Origin of the sequence: Halothermothrix orenii H 168, from assembly GCF_000020485.1 — a bacterium.
Classification (GTDB): domain Bacteria; phylum Bacillota; class Halanaerobiia; order Halanaerobiales; family Halothermotrichaceae; genus Halothermothrix; species Halothermothrix orenii.
Window position 1 is genome coordinate 2,000,942 of sequence record NC_011899.1, and the last position, 19,353, is coordinate 2,020,294.

At 38.2% G+C, this 19,353-nt stretch carries 18 protein-coding genes and 1 tRNA gene; 2 read left to right on the plus strand and 17 right to left on the minus strand.

Annotated elements, in window-relative coordinates; translation table 11 throughout:
* Window positions 1–82: 82 nt before the first annotated feature.
* The 5 genes from HORE_RS09710 to HORE_RS09730 all read right to left on the minus strand — a co-directional run bounded on the left by HORE_RS09710 (window position 83) and on the right by HORE_RS09730 (window position 4,916).
* Window positions 83–1,411, minus strand: a complete 1,329-nt coding sequence (locus HORE_RS09710) for an alpha-amylase (protein WP_015923591.1) — start codon at window positions 1,409–1,411, stop codon at window positions 83–85.
* A gap of 514 nt (window positions 1,412–1,925) precedes the next feature.
* Window positions 1,926–2,594 carry an amino acid ABC transporter permease gene (locus tag HORE_RS09715; protein ID WP_015923592.1) on the minus strand — a complete coding sequence of 223 codons (669 nt, stop codon included), beginning with the start codon at window positions 2,592–2,594 and terminating at the stop codon, window positions 1,926–1,928.
* Window positions 2,594–3,346 carry an amino acid ABC transporter ATP-binding protein gene (locus tag HORE_RS09720; protein WP_015923593.1) on the minus strand — a complete coding sequence of 251 codons (753 nt, stop codon included), beginning with the start codon at window positions 3,344–3,346 and terminating at the stop codon, window positions 2,594–2,596. The genes HORE_RS09715 and HORE_RS09720 overlap by 1 nt, the downstream gene beginning before the upstream one ends.
* A gap of 4 nt (window positions 3,347–3,350) precedes the next feature.
* Window positions 3,351–4,001 (minus strand): amino acid ABC transporter permease, encoded by a 651-nt coding sequence (locus HORE_RS09725; protein ID WP_015923594.1) that lies wholly within the window; start codon window positions 3,999–4,001, stop codon window positions 3,351–3,353.
* A gap of 180 nt (window positions 4,002–4,181) precedes the next feature.
* The gene (locus tag HORE_RS09730) at window positions 4,182–4,916 is read right to left on the minus strand and encodes a basic amino acid ABC transporter substrate-binding protein (RefSeq protein ID WP_015923595.1); all 735 of its coding nucleotides are present in this window, start codon (window positions 4,914–4,916) and stop codon (window positions 4,182–4,184) included.
* A 202-nt stretch (window positions 4,917–5,118) separates the two neighbouring features.
* On the opposite strand from HORE_RS09730, the gene gltX reads away from it, so the two are divergent.
* On the plus strand, window positions 5,119–6,594 hold the full coding sequence (gltX, locus tag HORE_RS09735) for a glutamate--tRNA ligase (RefSeq protein WP_015923596.1): 1,476 nt from the start codon (window positions 5,119–5,121) through the stop codon (window positions 6,592–6,594).
* Window positions 6,595–7,110: 516 nt separating this feature from the next.
* Window positions 7,111–7,184 (plus strand) — tRNA-Gln (locus tag HORE_RS09740).
* Between the two features lie 157 nt (window positions 7,185–7,341).
* Here HORE_RS09740 and HORE_RS09745 read toward each other — a convergent pair.
* The 12 genes from HORE_RS09745 to HORE_RS09795 all read right to left on the minus strand — a co-directional run bounded on the left by HORE_RS09745 (window position 7,342) and on the right by HORE_RS09795 (window position 19,306).
* Window positions 7,342–8,097 (minus strand): FMN-binding protein, encoded by a 756-nt coding sequence (locus HORE_RS09745; protein ID WP_015923597.1) that lies wholly within the window; start codon window positions 8,095–8,097, stop codon window positions 7,342–7,344.
* A gap of 67 nt (window positions 8,098–8,164) precedes the next feature.
* Complete coding sequence (locus HORE_RS09750; RefSeq protein WP_015923598.1) at window positions 8,165–8,557, minus strand: GtrA family protein; 393 nt, start codon at window positions 8,555–8,557, stop codon at window positions 8,165–8,167.
* Between the two features lie 22 nt (window positions 8,558–8,579).
* On the minus strand, window positions 8,580–9,254 hold the full coding sequence (locus HORE_RS09755; RefSeq protein ID WP_015923599.1) for a phosphatase PAP2 family protein: 675 nt from the start codon (window positions 9,252–9,254) through the stop codon (window positions 8,580–8,582).
* 24 nt (window positions 9,255–9,278) lie between these two features.
* Window positions 9,279–10,676, minus strand: a complete 1,398-nt coding sequence (locus HORE_RS09760; protein WP_015923600.1) for an ArnT family glycosyltransferase — start codon at window positions 10,674–10,676, stop codon at window positions 9,279–9,281.
* A gap of 89 nt (window positions 10,677–10,765) precedes the next feature.
* Complete coding sequence (locus HORE_RS09765; RefSeq protein WP_015923601.1) at window positions 10,766–11,896, minus strand: glycosyltransferase family 4 protein; 1,131 nt, start codon at window positions 11,894–11,896, stop codon at window positions 10,766–10,768.
* A 33-nt stretch (window positions 11,897–11,929) separates the two neighbouring features.
* On the minus strand, window positions 11,930–12,856 hold the full coding sequence (locus HORE_RS09770) for a glycosyltransferase family protein (protein ID WP_015923602.1): 927 nt from the start codon (window positions 12,854–12,856) through the stop codon (window positions 11,930–11,932).
* Entirely contained in the window at window positions 12,846–14,027 is a 1,182-nt protein-coding gene (locus HORE_RS09775) for an O-antigen ligase family protein (RefSeq protein ID WP_015923603.1), read from the minus strand. Before HORE_RS09775 ends, HORE_RS09770 begins: the two co-directional genes overlap by 11 nt.
* A 17-nt stretch (window positions 14,028–14,044) precedes the next feature.
* Window positions 14,045–14,887, minus strand: a complete 843-nt coding sequence (locus tag HORE_RS09780; RefSeq protein ID WP_226984156.1) for a glycosyltransferase — start codon at window positions 14,885–14,887, stop codon at window positions 14,045–14,047.
* A 5-nt stretch (window positions 14,888–14,892) separates the two neighbouring features.
* Window positions 14,893–15,147, minus strand: coding sequence for a glycosyltransferase family protein (locus HORE_RS13095; RefSeq protein ID WP_226984157.1), 255 nt, complete (start codon window positions 15,145–15,147; stop codon window positions 14,893–14,895).
* Window positions 15,144–15,917: a glycosyltransferase family 2 protein gene (locus HORE_RS09785; protein ID WP_015923604.1), complete on the minus strand. Its 774-nt coding sequence runs from the start codon at window positions 15,915–15,917 to the stop codon at window positions 15,144–15,146. The genes HORE_RS13095 and HORE_RS09785 overlap by 4 nt, the downstream gene beginning before the upstream one ends.
* Entirely contained in the window at window positions 15,917–16,963 is a 1,047-nt protein-coding gene (gene rfaQ, locus HORE_RS09790) for a putative lipopolysaccharide heptosyltransferase III (RefSeq protein ID WP_015923605.1), read from the minus strand. Before rfaQ ends, HORE_RS09785 begins: the two co-directional genes overlap by 1 nt.
* A gap of 3 nt (window positions 16,964–16,966) precedes the next feature.
* Entirely contained in the window at window positions 16,967–19,306 is a 2,340-nt protein-coding gene (locus HORE_RS09795) for a glycosyltransferase N-terminal domain-containing protein (RefSeq protein ID WP_015923606.1), read from the minus strand.
* Window positions 19,307–19,353 lie beyond the last annotated feature (47 nt).

Genomic DNA, 19,353 nt, shown 5'->3' on the forward strand with positions numbered 1-19,353 from the left:
TATATATTTTAAAAAAATCCTTCTTAAACCAAAATTTAAAAAATAAAGAACCCGGGAAACCCCGGGTTCTTTTAAAGTCTCATTAATATGGAGAGTAGACACTATATCCTTTTGGTGGTATTGAAATTTCTACCCAGCCGTTACTATCCACATATACATCTCCGGCCTGTCCGGTATAGTCATGTAAAGTAACATTACTCCATTTAGTTTGAACCCATTTACTCTTCCAACTGGAACTATCGTTGAGCCCGACCACAAGTCCGGGATTACCATTTCGTTGGGCAATATACAAACTATCATCAGCGTAAAGATTACTGGTAGTTCCTGAGGCCAGGTTCTCATGTATCCAGACCAGGTTATTTATTTCATCCTTTAAATCATATACATAATAATCTTTCCAAAATACTGTAGGATAACCCTCATGGGTTAAAATATAAGCATAGGCCATTAATTTATTTTTTGTTACCGGGTCATGTTCATCTGTATCATGGTTTTCTACAAATGTTACCGCCCTGTAAGGGTTTATTTCCACCAACCCTGCATCCTGTAGCCCTCTCATATCATAGTAGCCGTCGCTATTACACATATCTTTTAATGTGTAAAATAATGCAAAGTCAAAAACATGACAACCAGTATAATTTGCCCACCAATCCAGGGTATCCCTGTTACCATCCCAGTATTCACCCACGACAAAACTACTACTCATTGGAGAAGTTTGTTTCCAGGATTTAATATAATCAGGTTCTATACCTTTAACAAAATCTAATCTATACCCATCAAATCCAATATTATTCTTTAACCAGGCTGCCCAATTTTTTAACCCATTCCCCATATAGTTATAGTCATTATAATAACAGACATCTTCGCCAAATTCTTTACTATGATAAGGGGGGTCATTATCTGGGTGGGTATAATTTGGATGAAAATGTTTATAATTCTTTTCAAAAGTATCGTGGGGGTAATCAAACCTGGTATATGTATACGAATTTGTATTCGGATTCCATTCCTGTTCACCACCCATCATGTGGTTCATGACAGTATCAACATACACCTGCATTCCTTCACTGTGGTAAGCATTGATTGCATTTAACAGTTCATTTTTACTCCCAAATCGGGTTTCAGTAGTCCCCTGCTGGTAATAATTCCCCAGGTCATAATGATCAAAAACGTCATAACCCATGGAATAACCGCCACTATCACCTTTACATGGCGAAGGAAACCATATTGCAGTAAATCCAGCATTTGAAAGTTCTTCAGCTTTGGAGGCTATATGGTCATACCACTCTCCCTGATATGGAGTATCCCAGTAAAACCCTTGCATCAACACCCCGGCCCTTGCAGAAGTAATAACTGAAATCAACAGAAGCAGACTGAACAAAACAATGAAAAGACGCCTTCTAAAAACCTTCATTAACCCGGCCCCCTTAATAGTATATTAGTCTACGACGTATAAAAAATATATCAATGGATATATCATTAGTTTTATGTTAAAATAATTGTTATTTAGATTATCAACTTTTGTCATTGAAGAATAATCTCTTTAAAAGCTTGTCTATATTATGGTTACAAAAATATTTTTATAGGTATCAAAACTATTATGTTATATTAATTATAATGTAAAATTTTTCCATTTGCAAGCCCCGTTATTTCGATACATTACACTTCAATAACAGTTAGCTGGTAATTTCTATATTTTTCTCTATTTTTTGTATATTTAAGGAGTTTTGAATGATTACAAAAGCAAGCTGGCCTCTGTTCATAATCATTTAAAAGATAAACAATGGCCTCGATGGCCCGGTATTAAAATTAACTTTCCGCTATTAATAAGAAAGATTTTAATGATTGTTAATACAGTAATTATCCACAAAAAACATTTTTATATTATTTCATAGACATTAAAAATACCCGGTTTTCCCGGGTATTGTCTAATCCCGGCCAAAACCGGGTATACTGTATTTTTTCTCCAGCCAGTTGAAAATAGAAGTGAAGAAAAGGACAACTATTAAATAAATACCGGCTGCAACCAGATAGGTTTTAAAATACTCATAGTTTCGGCTGGCCAGTAACTTGGCCTGGGCCATCATCTCCGGGGCTCCAATAATATATGCCAGTGATGTATATTTCAGAAGATAAATAAATTCATTGGTCCAGGAAGGAATCACCTTAATAAGGGCCTGGGGAAGGACTACGTAAAAAATGCCCTGCCACTTTCCCATTCCTATCGAATAGGCTGCCCTCAACTGCCCCTCTGATACAGATTTTATCGACCCCCTGAGGTATTCAGCCTGATAGGCAGCACTATTTAGAGAAAAGCCAATTATAGCAGCTGTCAGGGGGGTAAGTTTAATACCATAAGGGGGTAATCCGTAGTATAAAATAAAGAGCTGAACCAGCAAAGGTGTCCCCCGGATTATTTCTATATAGGAAGTACAGAGCCAGGAAATGAATTTAAAACCATATAATTTACCTATTATAAGTATAATTCCCAGAATAAAACCAAACACAATGGAAACCAGGGTTAATAACATTGTCACCTGTAACCCTTTTATTAAGTCTGGTAAAGATTGTATAACAAGCTGAATAAAATCTACCATTATCCACCATCCCCATTATACATTGTGGTTATATTTCCCAGGAAATCTCCAGTTCGTGTAATACTGGGGTTATTAAATATTTGTTCGGGAGGCCCCTGTTCAATAATCTCCCCGTGTTCCATGAAGATAATTTCATCAGATACAGACCTGGCAAAACCAAGTTCATGGGTAACCACCAGCATGGTCATCCCCTGGCTGGCCAGCTTTTTCATAACAGCAAGAACTTCCCCGATCAGTTCGGGATCCAGAGCCGAAGTAGGTTCATCAAACAGGAGTAATTTAGGATTCATGGCAAGGGCACGGGCTATACCCACCCGTTGTTTTTGACCACCAGATAGCTGGGCCGGATAAAGGTCAGCCTTATCCTTAAGACCTACATCATCAAGACATTTTAAAGCAACCTTTCTGGCTTTTTCTTTTTTCATTTTCTGAACCCTTGTTAGCCCCAGCATAACATTCCCCAGGGCTGTCAGATGATTAAATAAATTAAACTCCTGAAAGACAAACCCTATCTGCTGTCTCACCTTATCTATATTTTCCTGAGTTACTCTGGTACCTTCCAGGAAAATCTCCCCTGAATCAGCTGGAGTTAACATATTGATACAGGTTAAAAGGGTACTTTTCCCTGTACCACTGGGTCCAATTATAACCTTGGTCTCCCCTTTATTCAGGGAAAAAGAAATACCATCGAGAACCAGATGGGAACCATAGCTTTTTTTGAGGTTATTAACCTGTAAAACCGGTGTTTTCATTAAATCACTCCTCTATTCCCAACCCCGGTATACTCAGTTTCCTTTCTGTATACCGGAAGATACTATTAACTATTATGGTAAGGATAAAATAAATGGCAGCCACAGTCAGAAATACAGGCATCGGTTTATTACTGGTTGAAATAATATACCTTCCCTGTCTCAGCAATTCAACCACTCCCAGGGCATATGCCAGGGATGAATCCTTTAACACAATAGTGAACTCATTGGTCCAGGGTCCAATAATCAATCTAATGGCCTGAGGTAAAATAACTGTTACAAAGGCCTGAAGTTTTGACATTCCCAAAGATAAAGCTGCTTTCATTTGACCATTATCAATGGATTGAATAGCCCCCCTGAATATCTGAGACTGGTAAGCAGCACTCCTCAATCCCAGGCCAACTACACTGGCAACAAAAAAGGTCAACCTGATACCCACTCTGGGCAGGCCATAATGAACCAGAAATAAAATAACTATCAGGGGGATACTCCTTACAACCCGCTCATATATGGAAACCAGAAATTTTATAGCAAAATTACCGTAAATTTGACCAAAGGCCAGGGGTACGGCTACTATTAACCCTAAAATCAGGCTTAAAATAGTCAATTCTATGGTAACCAGGGTCCCCTCCAGTAATGGGAGGAGGGAACCCTTCATCAAACCAGTTATATTAATTGTTGCTCCCCCTTTCTTATAACACTAATACATTTATTTTGACACCGTTAATTGTTTTCTTGTGTAACCGCAAGGAGGCTCAATGGCCTCGATGCTAATCCAGTTGCTCATTTTTATATAACCGGAAAATTTAATCATGAGAGGACCCTTGATATATAAATCTTATTTAAAATACTTACCAACCAGTTTAGATATCACACCAGATTCCTGTAATTTTTTAATTCCGTTATTTATTTTATTTAAAAGGTCCTTATTACCCTCATTAACGACAATACCATACTCTTCACCTGTAATTATTATTCCAACTTCCTTCAGGGGATGGCTATCCACAAACCTTTCAGCCACAGGGCTATCAAGGACAATAGCATCAAGGTTTCCATTAACCAGGTCAGTTACAGCCAGAACAAAGGTGTCATATCTTACTACTTTACCGGTTAAAATACCTTTCTTTTCTAAATTATCTGTTACCCATAAATCCCCGGTAGTACTGGTCTGAACCCCAACATTATTGTCACCGTAAAGCACTGTTAAATTAAGGTCAGAATCCTCTTTAACAATTACACTCTGGTTTGCCGTATAGTAAGGAATAGAGAAATCAACAACCTTTTCCCTCTTTTCAGTTATGGTCATACCGGCAATTGCAATATCAATATTACCGCTTTTCAAGGCTGCAATCAGGGAATCAAAACTCATATCTCTAATCTCTACTTCAAAACCCTCAACCTCTGCAATGGCCCTTATTAAATCCATGTCAAAACCAACAAATTCCCCGTCTTCAACATACTCAAATGGTGGAAAATCAGCACTGGTCCCCACTACATATTTTTCAGCAGACACACCTATCCCTGCCAGCATTACCAGTAACAGTGTTACTAATATAATTGATAATTTTTTCATTAAAAAACCCCCTTGTTTATTTAAAAACTCTTTCTAAAAAACAGTTGCAACTGATTTTCTATTAAACTATAGTATACATGAAAATCTATAGTTATGCAAGAATATAAATTATGTCGTTTAATTATACATTAATGTATTTTCTTGTGTTAGGTTAACCATTTTGATATAATAGCTTTCAGAATAACTAAGGAGGTTGTTTCCCATGCCAGATAAAGTTAGAGTGAGGTTTGCCCCCAGTCCAACTGGAGATTTACATATAGGTGGGGTGAGAACAGCATTATTTAACTGGCTTTTTGCCCGTCACAATAACGGTGACTTTATTTTAAGGATAGAAGATACCGATGCCCAAAGATCTACAGAAGAGTCATCAAGACAGATAATAAAGGCCCTCAAGTGGGTTGGACTGGAATGGGATGAAGGCCCTGGAGTCGGAGGTGACTATGGCCCCTATTTTCAATCTGAACGACAACAATTTTATCAAAAAGCCATAGATTACCTTTTAGAAAATGACAAAGCCTATTACTGTTACTGTACCCCGGAAGAAATAGAAGACATGAAAAAAGAAGCGGATAAACGGGGAGAACCAGCTATTTATTCAGGAAAATGCTGCAATCTGACTGAAGAAGAAAGAAAGGAACTTGAAAAAGAGGGTCGCAAGCCAGTAGTCCGCCTTAAAACACCGGATGAAGGGTATACTGTAGTCAAAGACATTGTCAGAGGTAAAGTTTCTTTTGAAAACAGATTGTTAGAAGATTTAATAATCATGAAGTCTGACGGAAAACCTACCTATAATTTTGCCTGTGTTGTTGACGACCACAGGATGGGAATTACCCATGTCATCAGGGCTGATGAGCACCTCTCCAATACCCCGAAACAGATAATGGTCTATAAAGCACTGGGTTACGATATTCCCAATTTTGCTCATGTTCCCATGATCCTGGCCCCGGACCGGACAAAACTCAGTAAACGCCATGGAGCCACTTCAGTGGACGAATTTATGGAACAGGGTTATCTACCACAGGCATTAATTAATTACCTGTTATTACTCGGCTGGTCTCCGGGTAACAATGATGAAATTATCTCCCTCGACAGGGCTATCCGTGATTTTAAACTGGACGATGTATCCAAAAACCCGGCCGTATATGATACCAAGAAGCTGACCTGGGTTAATGGTCAGTATATGAGGAGTTTGCCACTGGAAGAAATTATTAAACATGCCCTCCCTCTTATCAAAGAGGCTGGCTTTGTTAACTTTCCTTTAAACACCGATGAGGAAGAAAGGCTTTATAAAATAATCGATGCTGTCCGGGAAAGGAGCCGGACCCTGGTCGAACTTGTTGATGGAATCAGTTATTTTTACGATGATAACTTTGAATATGATGAAAAGGGTGTCAAAAAACACTTCATGAAAGATGATACTATCACTATTCTCGAAAACGACATTGATTGCCTGAAAAAGGTAGAACCCTTTAACCGTGAAGCTATTGAAGAAATATACCGGGCCCGCAGTAAAGATCTTGGGGTCAAGGCCGCCCGCATGATTCATACCACCAGGCTGGCCCTCTCCGGAAGAACCTTTGGACCAGGGCTTTTTACCCTGGTGGAACTGGTAGGCAGGGAAGAAGCCATTAAAAGACTGGAACGGGCTTTAGAATATGTTAAAAACAAACTTGACTAAATACCCGTACCATCCAGTAAGTAGCGATTCACCGAATGATTAACGGTGCTTAGAATATGTTGCCAGCTAGCGGTTGGCGTTACTAACCCCCCGTTCTGGACTTTCACCAGGTCAGTTACACATACGGGCACACCAAAAAACTGTAGCAGATTTTACTCTGCTACAGTTTTTATAGTGTTAAGCATATTTTAATTACCTTAATAATCTTTGTTCTTCCACCAGTATAAGTTACCGACTATATTTTTTCAGGGTTATTGCCCAGGAGTTTAGCGTAAAAACTATTATTCTTCCTGTTTTTTATAATTTCCTTCTTTTTTATGGTAATTTTTTTATTATGTGCTAGTGCAGGGCAGTTATCTTTATGTATGATAGCATTAACATTATTAAATCCTGGAAAGGAAAATTAGACTTTAAAATATCAAAAAACTATGTGGTAAAAAAAACCTAAAAAAATTATTTAAATTTCTCTTGACTAGCAAATAATAATATGTTAATATATTTTATGCAGTTGAGTGCTGCGGGATGGTGTAATGGTAGCACGCATGACTCTGGATCATGTCGTCCAGGTTCGAATCCTGGTCCCGCAGCCAATTTTTTTGACTGTTTTATGTCTGTATGTCTGTTTTATGTCTGGTAAGATTACATACTTCTGTATCTACATAATCTAAAAACAACCGGCAGGTATATAACCCTGCCGGATTTTTAAATTACATATATTATTCAAAGATTTTTTAACAATTATAACATTTACTTCACTTCTTTTTCAGGGTTTTTCCGGGCATGCTCCAGGGCCCTTTTAACTGCCTCTTTATATTTAATGCTCGACTGGGTTGCTTTACTATAGGTGTCCACATCATATGAATTGGCTTCAATAAACCGCTCCGGCATCTCTTCATTTGCTTCAACGGCCGGTTCCCAGTCATACTGGGAGAAATCCTTCCATTCACCTTCCCCATTAACCTCTTTTAATTCAACATCCGTTATCTTATCATCCTTTATTGTAACAAGGGCTACTGCGTAACCATACTCGGTTTTATCAGACCGCCCCTGGAAGGTACCGTCAAAATACTTTCCAGTATATCCCCCCCGGGCCTGAATCAAAGCCCTTTCAACAGCCTGTTTAAATTTTTCACTACTGTGGGTTGCCCCTGAGTAATTTTCAACATCTGCCGAATTAGCCCTTTCAAACTTCTCCGGCATTTCCTCATGGGCCTTAACAGACGGTTCATATTGGTAAGTTTCATAATCCTTCTCATTACCTTTACTGGTAATCTCCATTAATTTAACGTCAGTTATATCATCATCCTTAATTGTAACTTTAGCCCAGGCATAACCATGTTCTGTCGCATTAGAATAACCGGTATAGGTACCGTCTTCAAACTCACTGGTCTCTGTCTTCTGGGGCTGGCGTGGTTCTTCAGGCTGACATCCTACCATAAATACCAGCAACAACATGGAAAGCATAATAGACATTATTACTTTTACAATTTTATTAATGTACACAAAAAATTCCTCCTTAACTCTTGTTAGTAGTATTTTGAGTTAAAAAGGAATTAAATATACTCTATAATCATTTTTTGTCTTTAAAGGTTATTAATAAATTACCCAGGAAATTTAATAGAGAAGCAATTCCAATAGCTACAAGCTGGGCGAGTACTTTATGGAGACTGAAAGCCTCCACCAAAATTCTCAATGAAATAAGATTGACCCCAAAGTTAATTAAGCTTATTACAAAAAAGTCGATATACTTTCTGGCAACCGTTTTATGCGCTGCCCTTCCTTTAAAAGTCCAAATAAAGTTCCAGTAGAAATTATTGGTAACCGCAACAATAAAAGAGATAACGGCAGCTACAAGGTAATAAACATCAAAATATAACAATGATGAGTATACAGCCATATTGACCACAACCCCTGATAGACCTACCAGGGAAAACTTTATAAACAGTTCTATTATCTTCTTCATACCGGAATTTCTCCTTTTAAGTCTATAAATAAATTGATTTATTCATTTTTAACAGGTAATAAAGGGCAAGCCCTGTCAGGTACATAAAACCACCTGCCCAGACAACATCACTGGCGAAATGACCACCCTGGATCACCCGGGCCAGCCCCATCAATAACCCATACCCTGTCCCCAATACCAGGAAAAAACGGGCTATTGTCTTTTTGTGCTTACGCCATATAAAATAAGGGAAAAACATAAAAAATGCAACCGAAGCATGGCCTGATGGGAACGAACTATTTTTACCACTATTACCCATTACCCAGTGGTGAACAAATTCCATTTCCCCACCAAACTCTTTAATATCACGCGGCCGGGGTCTCCCCCAGTGGTCTTTAAATATAAAGTTTACTATAAGCCCTGAACCAATAAACATCAAAAGGACAATAAAAATTGTTATTTTACGATACCTTTTAAGGCCCTTTATAAAAAACCCTGAAATAAATAAAATCAGGGATATTAAAAATATTGCCAGAGCAGGTACAGGTCCATATTCATAAAGACCTTTCCAGAAAAAATGATCTTTTAAATACCAGCCTGAATCCTCTTTGTAAAATAATGACTGGATATATATATCAAGCCCGGTAAACCAGAAAATAGAGCTTAATATCAATAAAATAATTAGAGTATATAAAAAGTCCTTAGCCATGGTATTCATTGACACCACTCCCATTTCCTTATCTTAGTTGTAACATCGATAAACATAAAAAAGGCGCTGAACAAACCTTCCGTTATATTTAATCCTGTCGAGGAGATAGACATCATCAAAATATGTTAACAACTCATCCTTTTTATCAGAGGCCCCGATATAAATGGCCTCTTTAATCTCTCCATTCTCAATATTTTCTTTAACCTCTTTACTCCAGAGGTTGTAATTGGAATACCTGGTCTGGGTAATAATATAGACTTCCGGCCTGCCTTTTAAATAAAACTGGGCCTCTGAAGCATTCTGGTAACTATCACTTAAAATTATCCCCGGACCCAGGTACTGACTGGCCTCACTATAGATAAAATTATGTCCATAAAAATCTTTTTTAAGGACTGCCTGTTCTGGATAACCTGGAATAAATTCCGGAAACCTCATAACAATTATTAAAAATATAGCCATAATAAGGCCGGCTATAAAGAATTTTTTTAATTTGTGTTTGTCAATCCAGTAAGCCAGGATTATAGCAGCAGTAATATAAGCCGGGCCTGCCCAGTTGGCTTCAGCCTTTTTAAAGGCACTGTTATAGACAAAAAACAGTAAGGTAAAGGCAAAAGGCCAGGTAAGTAAATATAAATATTTATTCTTAATTACATCTTTAATATTTTTAATAAATAAGATCAGAAAACCTGTAGCAAATACAGGGTTAAAGACCATAACCTGACTTGCAATAAACTCCCCCAGGGCAGAAGGATTAAACACTTTTTTATCTGCTACCCCGTGGGAAAACTGAAATTTAAAAGAAGCCCAGCCATGCTGATAATTCCAGATTATAACCGGTAAAAACACCAAAAGGGCCAGTACTCCTGCCGCGTATAATTCAGGTCGTTTGAAGAGTTTCCTCTTTTTAGAAAAGGTTAAATAAAAAAATAAACTCCCCAGTAATAAAACCCCGGTATATTTTGAAAGTAACAACATTCCTGCCGCAATACCTGCCAGATAGATGTATTTCCTCTTTTCCCTGAATACATAATTATAAAAACAGTAAAATGTCAATGTCCAGAAAAAGACCAGGGGAGAATCCGGGGTAACTACAATAAATCCGGACTGCACAAGAGGCATAAACAGGAAAACACCTAAACTTATTTCAGCCACCCGGCTGTTAAACATATCTTCAGCAAGACGGTAAACCAGATATGCCGCCCCGGCAACACAGAATACTGAAACCAACCTGATAACAAATTCATGTTGCCCCAGAAGAGTCATCATTTTTATTAAATAGGCCACCATAGGAGGGTGGTCAAAATACGAAAGCTGTAAATTCCGGCTCCAGACCCAGTAATAGGCTTCATCCGGGTGCAGGGGTAATGTAAAATTATACAGTGCTGAAAAACCAACTACTACTGAATATATAATCCGTGCCTTCTTGGTCATAACTACTCACCCTTAAACTCTCTTTTTATAGTAAACCACTAAATAAAGTCTTAACCCGTCATATGATACTTTATTCCAGGCCAAATCAATTAATCCAGTATTTTGTTTATTACTTTTAAATACCTTTCCTGCTGTTTCCTGAAATCACGTTCTTCAAAATCATTATAATAATCTACCATATTTTTATATTCAATATTGGAAAGGTTGACTGCTTTCTCAAAACCTTCAGATACTACTGAACCGGGATATGATATGACCACAGAATTATACCTATCAGGAAGCTTAAAGTCACTGGAATTAATCAACGGTTTCTTAAAAGCAAGTGCCATCATTTCTGTGGAAGTAATTTTAAAATTATTGTATTTTGAAAAACTACCGACCTGGCGATCGATTAAAGGCATTAAAAAATCCATTTCTGAAATCAGTTTAAAATAATCCTTATAATTGAGGTATTTATTAAAATAAACAAAATTATTATCTAACCCATTTGCCCTGATAATTTTTCGTAACTTTTCACCATCATCAGTCGCTATGTTACCGATAATATAGATGCGGACTTTCTGTTTTATAGGTATGTTAAGACCATTTAAACCTTCAATCAAACTTGAATAATTTCTACGGTTAAAATAAACTCCACCCTGTACACCTATTTTTACTGGACTGGACTTATTAATCTTAACAGTAGTTATACCCTCTTCTTCAAGAAAGTCTCTGAAGAAAACAGGGTAGAAATAATCTATATTTTTAACATTTAGTTTCCGGGCTGTACTGTATATTTCTTTATTTAAAACCAGATTATAATCTACCTTACTATTAACCTTTGTCATAATCCTCTTCACCAGATAATTTTTAAGGGGATTACTATAATTATTTTCAAATAAAAAGTCTAGGTTATGAATAACCCTTACGGTTTTTATATTCCTTAAGAATAAATTATATAAATAAAGATCCAGAGAACCTTCGAGGGTATTCATTACTACCAGATCTATTCCCTCTTTTTGAATTATTTTCTTTAATTTTTTCATGAAAAACAAAAGGTGTTCTTTTTCCCTGACAATAAAAGTTATATCATCCTCCAGAAACTTAATTAAGTCAAGATTATAGGTTTCACTACTTACCGCTACATAAACTTTACAATCCCCTTCTTGAAGGAATTTTACCTGGGGATATAAAACCTCAAGGTGTTGTTTCCTGGGTTCAATTATTAATACTTTTACCATATCCTCCACTCCCTGACCATCTAAATAAACAAATTATTTATCACCGAGTAGCTCATAATTACGGTGGCTACTCAGGTAAACCTTGCCACCAAATTTCCTTTCTAATTTCTGTTCAATAGCTGTCAGTATTCTATTTTTTAACTTTTCATGTTTGTGTTCTTCCCGATAAGGATTAGGTTCCCCACTATACTGGAGTTTATCTTTCCAGTCCATTTTAGCAATCCAGTCTTTCATAACCTCCGGGTGGGTTCCTTTATATACTGGAAGCCTGTCCAGAGGACCATAATCAAATTCCCTGGGGGCTTTTGAATAGTATTTCTCAGCTTTTTTCTTTCCCCAGTGTAAACTATTCAAAGCTTTTGACTTCATCTGCATATATCTTGGGGGTCTAACCCAGCCATAATGAAAAATTTCAGCATGGGCGTGGGCTGCTTTAATTCTCTCTCCATTTCTCCTGAAACCCTGAGCACTCTTATGTGATTTAATGCCAATATTATTCCTGACAATCCTTACTTCCCTCTTATACCAGCCATGACTGTTGTGATAGTGGTCGTAATCACCCCAGAAATGACGGTAATCAAAAACTAACCCTTCCACTTCTTCATCATCAAGCAACTCCAGACACCGGTCTTTAATTACCGGGAGGTATTTTTCATGAACAACTTCGTCAGCCTGGAGATAAAAACACCAGTCACCGGTACACTGTTCTAAAGCTATATTAGTCTGAATGGCATTGATTCTACCATTAACAAAATCTTTTTCATCCCAGACAGTATCGATTATCTTAATCTTATCACTACCGATACTCTCAATCTCATCACGGGTGTAATCATCGGAATCACCTTTACCGACAGCCACGATGAACTCATCACAAATCGGTAAAATAGACATTATAGCCTCTTTAATTGGATAATATAATTTTGTTGCATTCCTGACAAAGGAAAAACCACTAATTTTCATTATAGTTAACCCTCCTGCTATTCTTAAAATAATTAATAATAACTACATTCAGAGCTAATAAAAACCAGAATAACCGATTCAACTCGGCATCCCCGAAATTATACTCAGTTAATCCCTGGATATTAAACATTATTACTGCCAATAAAGAGCCGAGAAGATAAAGTTTCCAGTTAAGACTTTCAATAGTTAAATACCTTTTATACAATAATTTTATAATACTGTACATTAGCCACACAAAGGCTATTAACCCAATGCTTCCGGTCTCAGCCATAAATTGCAGGATATTGTTATGGGCATGACAGGTTGTTGCAGTATGGGGTTGTCTATAATGGTTTTCATATTCTATTGAAAATTTTCCAAAACCAACCCCATTTATAAAATGGTCTCTGTACATTAAAAGAGAGCCCTTCCATAAGGCCAGTCGGCCCAGATTAGAACGGTTATTTCTTAAATCAAATATACTCATAAACCTGTTTATATAGGAATCAGGTAATAAATAAAAAGATGCTATAAGGACAACCAACATAATTAATATTATCTTCCTATCCCTTATCAGTCCTAAAAAACCCGTTCCTCCAAGAAATGCCAGCCAGGCCCCCCTGGATTTAGTAAATAAAAGGTTTACTAAAAACAAAATAGTTGGGAAAATAAGATAGATTTTTTTCTTTTTATTTAAATTTCCCCAGAGTAAATAAATCAATGTAAAAATAGAAAACATCGCCAGGACATTTCCAAAAGCCAGGGAAAACATAAACCCTTGAACGCGGGGATAGTTTAAGTAATAATGCTGATAAATACCATAAATAGAAGCAACTATCAATGATATCAAACTAACCAGGCTTAAATTTCTAACCAGCTTTAAATCATTTACTGTATTAACAACAGCATAATAGAATAATATCAATAAACCAACAGTGCCGATTTCAGTTAAAGTAGTATTATCCATTACGTCAAGACCTGAAAAGGCAACAGCTATAAATAATCCTGCCATAGGCCATTTTAAAGGGTCAGGCTTAAGCTCTTTATCCCGGATAATAATCATTTTACTTACCCATAATAAAACAACTAACCCCCCTGCAAAACTGGTTATGGCCTTAGAAATCATTGTCCCTATAGCAAAAATATAAAGACATACATGAATACTTTTATCTAAAATACTGGTTGTTTTCAAAACCTCACCCCCGCCAATTACTGCAAGATCAAGTCTTCTATTTCACGTATCATTTTTTCAAATGTAAAATTATCTTCAATTACTTGTCGGCCTTTGTCACCAAATTTATTCTTATCCGGGTTATTCAACATTTTTACTGTATTTCTGGCTATATCATCAGGGTCTTTCGCCCTGGCCAGATAGCCCGTTTCCCCGTCAATCATAATCTCGCCAATATTACTAACATCAGTACAGACAACAGGTCTGGCAAGGGCCATCGCCTCAGCCACTACATAACAAAAACCTTCCCATAAAGGGGTATGAAGCACCAGATCAACCTCAGATAGAATACTATAAACATCATCTCTGAAGCCGGTAAAAACCACATAACCACTTATTTCCATGCGTTCTACCATATTTTTTAACTCATTCTCAAGTTCCCCTGTACCTATAACCAGTATTTTAAAATCTTTAACTTTTTCACTGAGTATTTTAACAGCCCTAAATAAATATTTATGCCCTTTCTGGGGAGTTAATTGACCCACATTAGCAATCAAAGTAGTTTCGGCATTTATCCCAAGCTCTTTTCTAATACTTCCACCACTTTTACTCCTTTTATCAATATCTCCTATTTTAATACCATTGTATATAACCGTAATTTTTTCTTCATTAAGCCAGTCCCCGGTATTCTGTAATATAGTCTTTTTAGTAGCCCGGGAATTAGCAATAATATCAGTAACACAGCTATTTAATAAAAATTTATTATAAAACCTATCTTTTATAGGAATGGCACTACCCCTTCTGTAAATTATCTTCTCCACACCTGCCATCTTTCCCGCAATTGCTCCAAATTTTAAATCCTGGGAAAGATTTAAAAACATAACATCTATCTTCTCTTTTTCAAATAATTAGCAAAAGAAATAAGTCTCCAGAAGTTTAAAACGCTCAGGCTCCCCTTAACAGGTACCACCCGTGTTTTTATCCCCATGTTTTGAGCCCTTTTTAATAATTCACTATTCTTAACACTCCCAACAACAACTTCAAAACCTTCTTTATTATTAAATTTTTGGGCTACTTCCAGAGTCCATTTTTCTCCTCCGCCCCATTCCCGACAGCTATTTAGGAAAAACAACTTCTTCAATGGTCTTCAGCTCCTGACAGGCTTTTATTTTGCTCCCATAGCTTGGCATATTTTAAAAACACATAATATGAAGACACAATAGATAATATAAACCCTTCTGAACCAGAAAGAAATCCCCTTTTCAGAAAATATTTTTTAATAAACTCAACAGGGGGTCTCAGCAAAATATATAAAAGGCCAACTTCTTTACCTTTTTTAAATTTTTCCTCCGCCCAGAGAGTACTATAGAGGTCCATTTTTTTAATATAACTTGATAAATCCCGGTAGGTGAGGTGAACCAGGGGGTTTTTTAGAATACCAACTTTCCCGTTGACCCTGACATCCTCATGAACCTTACCGGAAAACTTATAGTCCCCCTCAGATACCTTGAACAGCCTTAAAGTATAATCAGGATACCAGCCACAGTATTTTATCCATCTACCGAGGAAATAATTTTTACGGGGAACCTGATAGGCCAAAAATGGGCCACTCTGCAGGGCACCATATATTTCCTCCTTCAACTCAGGAGTAACCCTCTCATCGGCATCAACCACCAGAACCCAGTCTGTTTTTAATTTACCCAGGCCAAAATTCCTCTGGGACGAGAAGTTATCAAACTTACGAGCGTAAACCTTATCTGTATATTCCTTACATATGTCAATGGTATCATCATCACTATAGGAATCCACCACTACAATTTCATCTACCCACTTAATACTCTCCAGGCAGTCCTTTATATTATCCTCTTCATTATAAGTTAAAACCAGGGCCCCAATGCTATTTTCTGCCATTAAAACCACCCACTCTTCTTTATTTCCTCAAAAACTTCATCAACACTGATCTCCCTCAAGCACCGGTGGTGCCCTTCAGGACATTCCTGCTGTCCACAGGGCCGGCAATCAATATCCCTATATATTATCCGGTGTTCAGTTCCGTAGGGTCTATACTTAACCTCATCAGAAGGACCGAACAATGTCAGGGTTGGTGTTCCCACCGCAGCCGAAACATGAACAGGCCCGGTATCACCACTTATAACAACATCACACAACCTTACCAGGGCTACCAGCTCGGGCAATGTAGTCTTCCCTGCAGCCACCACTGGCTCTGTTTCCATCTTTTTGATAATGGAGTAAACCCTGTCCACATCTCCCGGCCCTCCAGTAAATATAACCCTGACCCCTTCATATTCTTTCTGAAGCCTGTCGGCCAGGGCTGCAAACCTCTCCCCGGGCCAGCGTTTAGCAGGCCAGGTTCCACCGGTATTAATTCCCACCAGATGCTCTTTACCCCTGACGCCATTTTTCCTTAAAAAGGCAATCATATTATCTTCAGCGGTTTTATCAAGCCTCAGTTCTAAATCTTTATTCTTGATATTAAGCCCCAGTTCCTCTAAAAAATCGAGGTAAACTTCCACCATATGACAACCCCCGGCAGGTTTTAGCTTTTTATCCAAAAAGATACCCCGACCCCTGGTGGCAAATCCGGCAGTAGACCGGGGATTTATTAACTTTAATAACAGGGCTGTCCTCCAGTTCCCATGAATATTTAAACCCACATCATAATTGTTAGCCTTAAGTCCTCTGGCAAAAGCAAACGATTCCTTTAAATCCCATTTTTTATCATATGGATAGATATTATCCAGGTAGGGATTACCGGCTATTATATCATGAAAATTACTGTTAACCACCATATCAATTCTGGCGTCAGGATAATTATATCTTAAATTCCGTATAAAGGGGGTGGCAAAGATTAAATCACCCAGGTAGAGCAAATCTATGATAAGGATTCTTTTAGCTTTCTGGATATGGTCTGGTATCGATGGTTTCTGTCCGGTCATTATTCAGGTCACCCCCAGAATTCTTTCTGCTGCTGACAGAACTTCGTCCACCCTGATATTTTTCATACAACTATGACTGGCCGGGCATTCCCGTTTCCAGCATTTAATACAATCAAGGTCCTGGTGCTGGATTACAATATGGCCATCTCCGTAAGGACCATGAGTTACAGGATCAGTGGGCCCCATCAGGGCCACTACCCTGCTACCTACCGCTGCTGCCAGATGCATGGGGCCTGTATCTCCACCGATAAAAAGGTGAGTCCGTTTATAAAGCTCTGCCAGTTCCTTTAAATTTGTCTGCCCGGCCAGGTTCAGGGCCTGTTCTTCCATTAAGGCCTGTATTCTTTCAATACCTTCTTTATCACCGGGACCACCGGTAAATATAACGATACAACCATTTCTCTTTATAAGGAGGTCAGCCAGTCGGGCATACCTTTCCTCAAGCCAGTTCTTTGATTTCCAGGTGGTATAGGGATTGATACATACCATGAACTTACCCTTACCATCAAATTGGCCTAAAAGCCTGTCGACTTTAGTGACTTCTTTTTCACCGGTGACAATCCCATACCTGATTTCCCCGGTCCTGGCGCCGATTCCCCGGGCCAGCTCCAGATTTCTATCAATCATATGAACGCGAGTAGACGGGGGAGTCAATTTGTCTGTATAAAAAAATTTGCTCCCCTCCCGTCCATCGCCAGGTCCATACCTTACTCTGGCCCCGCTCCATAGAGCGGTTATAGCACTTTTAAAAAGGCCATGAACATCAAGGGCCATATCAAAATTATATTTTTTTAACTCCTTAACAAAAGACCTTACTTGCCCCAGGGCTTTTAATTTATCAGCTTTAAAAACTTCTTTCCATTTCTTTCTGGGCATAATAATAACCCGGTCCAGATAAGGATTGTCCAGGACTAGATCACTGGCTTTATCCTCAACTATCCAGGTTATTTCAGCCTCAGGATAGCTTTGCCTGACAGCATAGGCTACCGGCAGGGCATGAATAACATCCCCGATAGCACTGAGGCGTATAATAAGCATGTTGAGTCGTGACTTTTTCTGTAACAGTTCCGATACCAGTTTTAAATTTCTGATTGTCGCTCCCCGGTTTTCCGTAATTATCTGCCGGGCCCGCTCACTTTTTTCCCGGAGGCTGTCCTGATTTTTCAAATAATATAGGACCTTATCTCCCAATCCGTCGGTATTACCTACCTGTACTGCAGCCTCCTGTCCCAGGAGAAATTTAGTCTCTTCCTTAAAGTTAAACATATGGGGACCAAATAAAACCAGCTTTCCCTGGGCAGCCGGTTCAATAATGTTATGACCCCCCCTGGGGATTAAACTTCCACCCACAAAAACCAGAGAAGCCAGTTTATAAATCAGGGCCAGTTCCCCGAAGGTGTCAACCAGAATAACCTGCTCCCGCCGTTTATAACCCTCCAGTTCACTCCGCCTGATTGTTTTAATTCCCTTACTCGTAAATAGCTTTTCTACCTGTTCCACCCTCTCAATATAACGGGGGGCAATAATCATGACAAAGTCAGGAAGCTCTTTATTAACCCTTTCAAAAACAGTTATCAACTTCTCTTCCTCACCGGCATGGGTACTTCCAGCTACCATCACCGGCTGGTTTTCATCAAGGTTAAACTCCTGTCTTAGTTTATTAACCTCCAGGGGAGAAACAGAATATTCTTTATCAAACTTAATGTTGCCATTCCGGTATACCCTGTCTTCCTTAGCCCCCAGAGCCACTATTCGCTGAACATCAAGGTCAGACTGCATACTGAAAACATCTACCCTTTTCAGCATATCTCTTAAAAGGGGACCCAGGTATCTAAAATTTTTGTATCCTTTATCACTGATACGGCCACTGGCGACCATAATTCTTGAACCAGATTTATCAGCATAACGTATAAAATTGGGCCATAACTCGGTTTCAATCATAATAACGAGACGGGGATTAATCAGTTTTATAGCCCTTTTAATAATAAACCCTAAATCTATCGGAAAATATATTATGGCATCAACCTCTTTTTTATAAAATTTACGGGCAGTCTGCCTTCCTGTACTGGAAACTGTCGAAAATATAAGCTTAACGTGGGGATACTGTTCCCTCAATTCTCTGACAAGGGGTTCTGCAGCCATAGTTTCCCCCACTGAAGCAGCATGGATCCAGATAACAGGATGTAGCTTAACCATCTCTATAAAAGACTTTTGATAGAGAGCCAGTCTCTCCAGAAAACCCTCCCGGTATTTACCTTTTATAAAATTGTAGATCAAAAAAGGTAGATATAATATGAGTACAGTTATTAAGAGCAGATTATAGATTAAGTAAAATATAAACATCTGGATCCAGCCCCCCTTTACTCATTTGATAAACCTTCAAATGATAA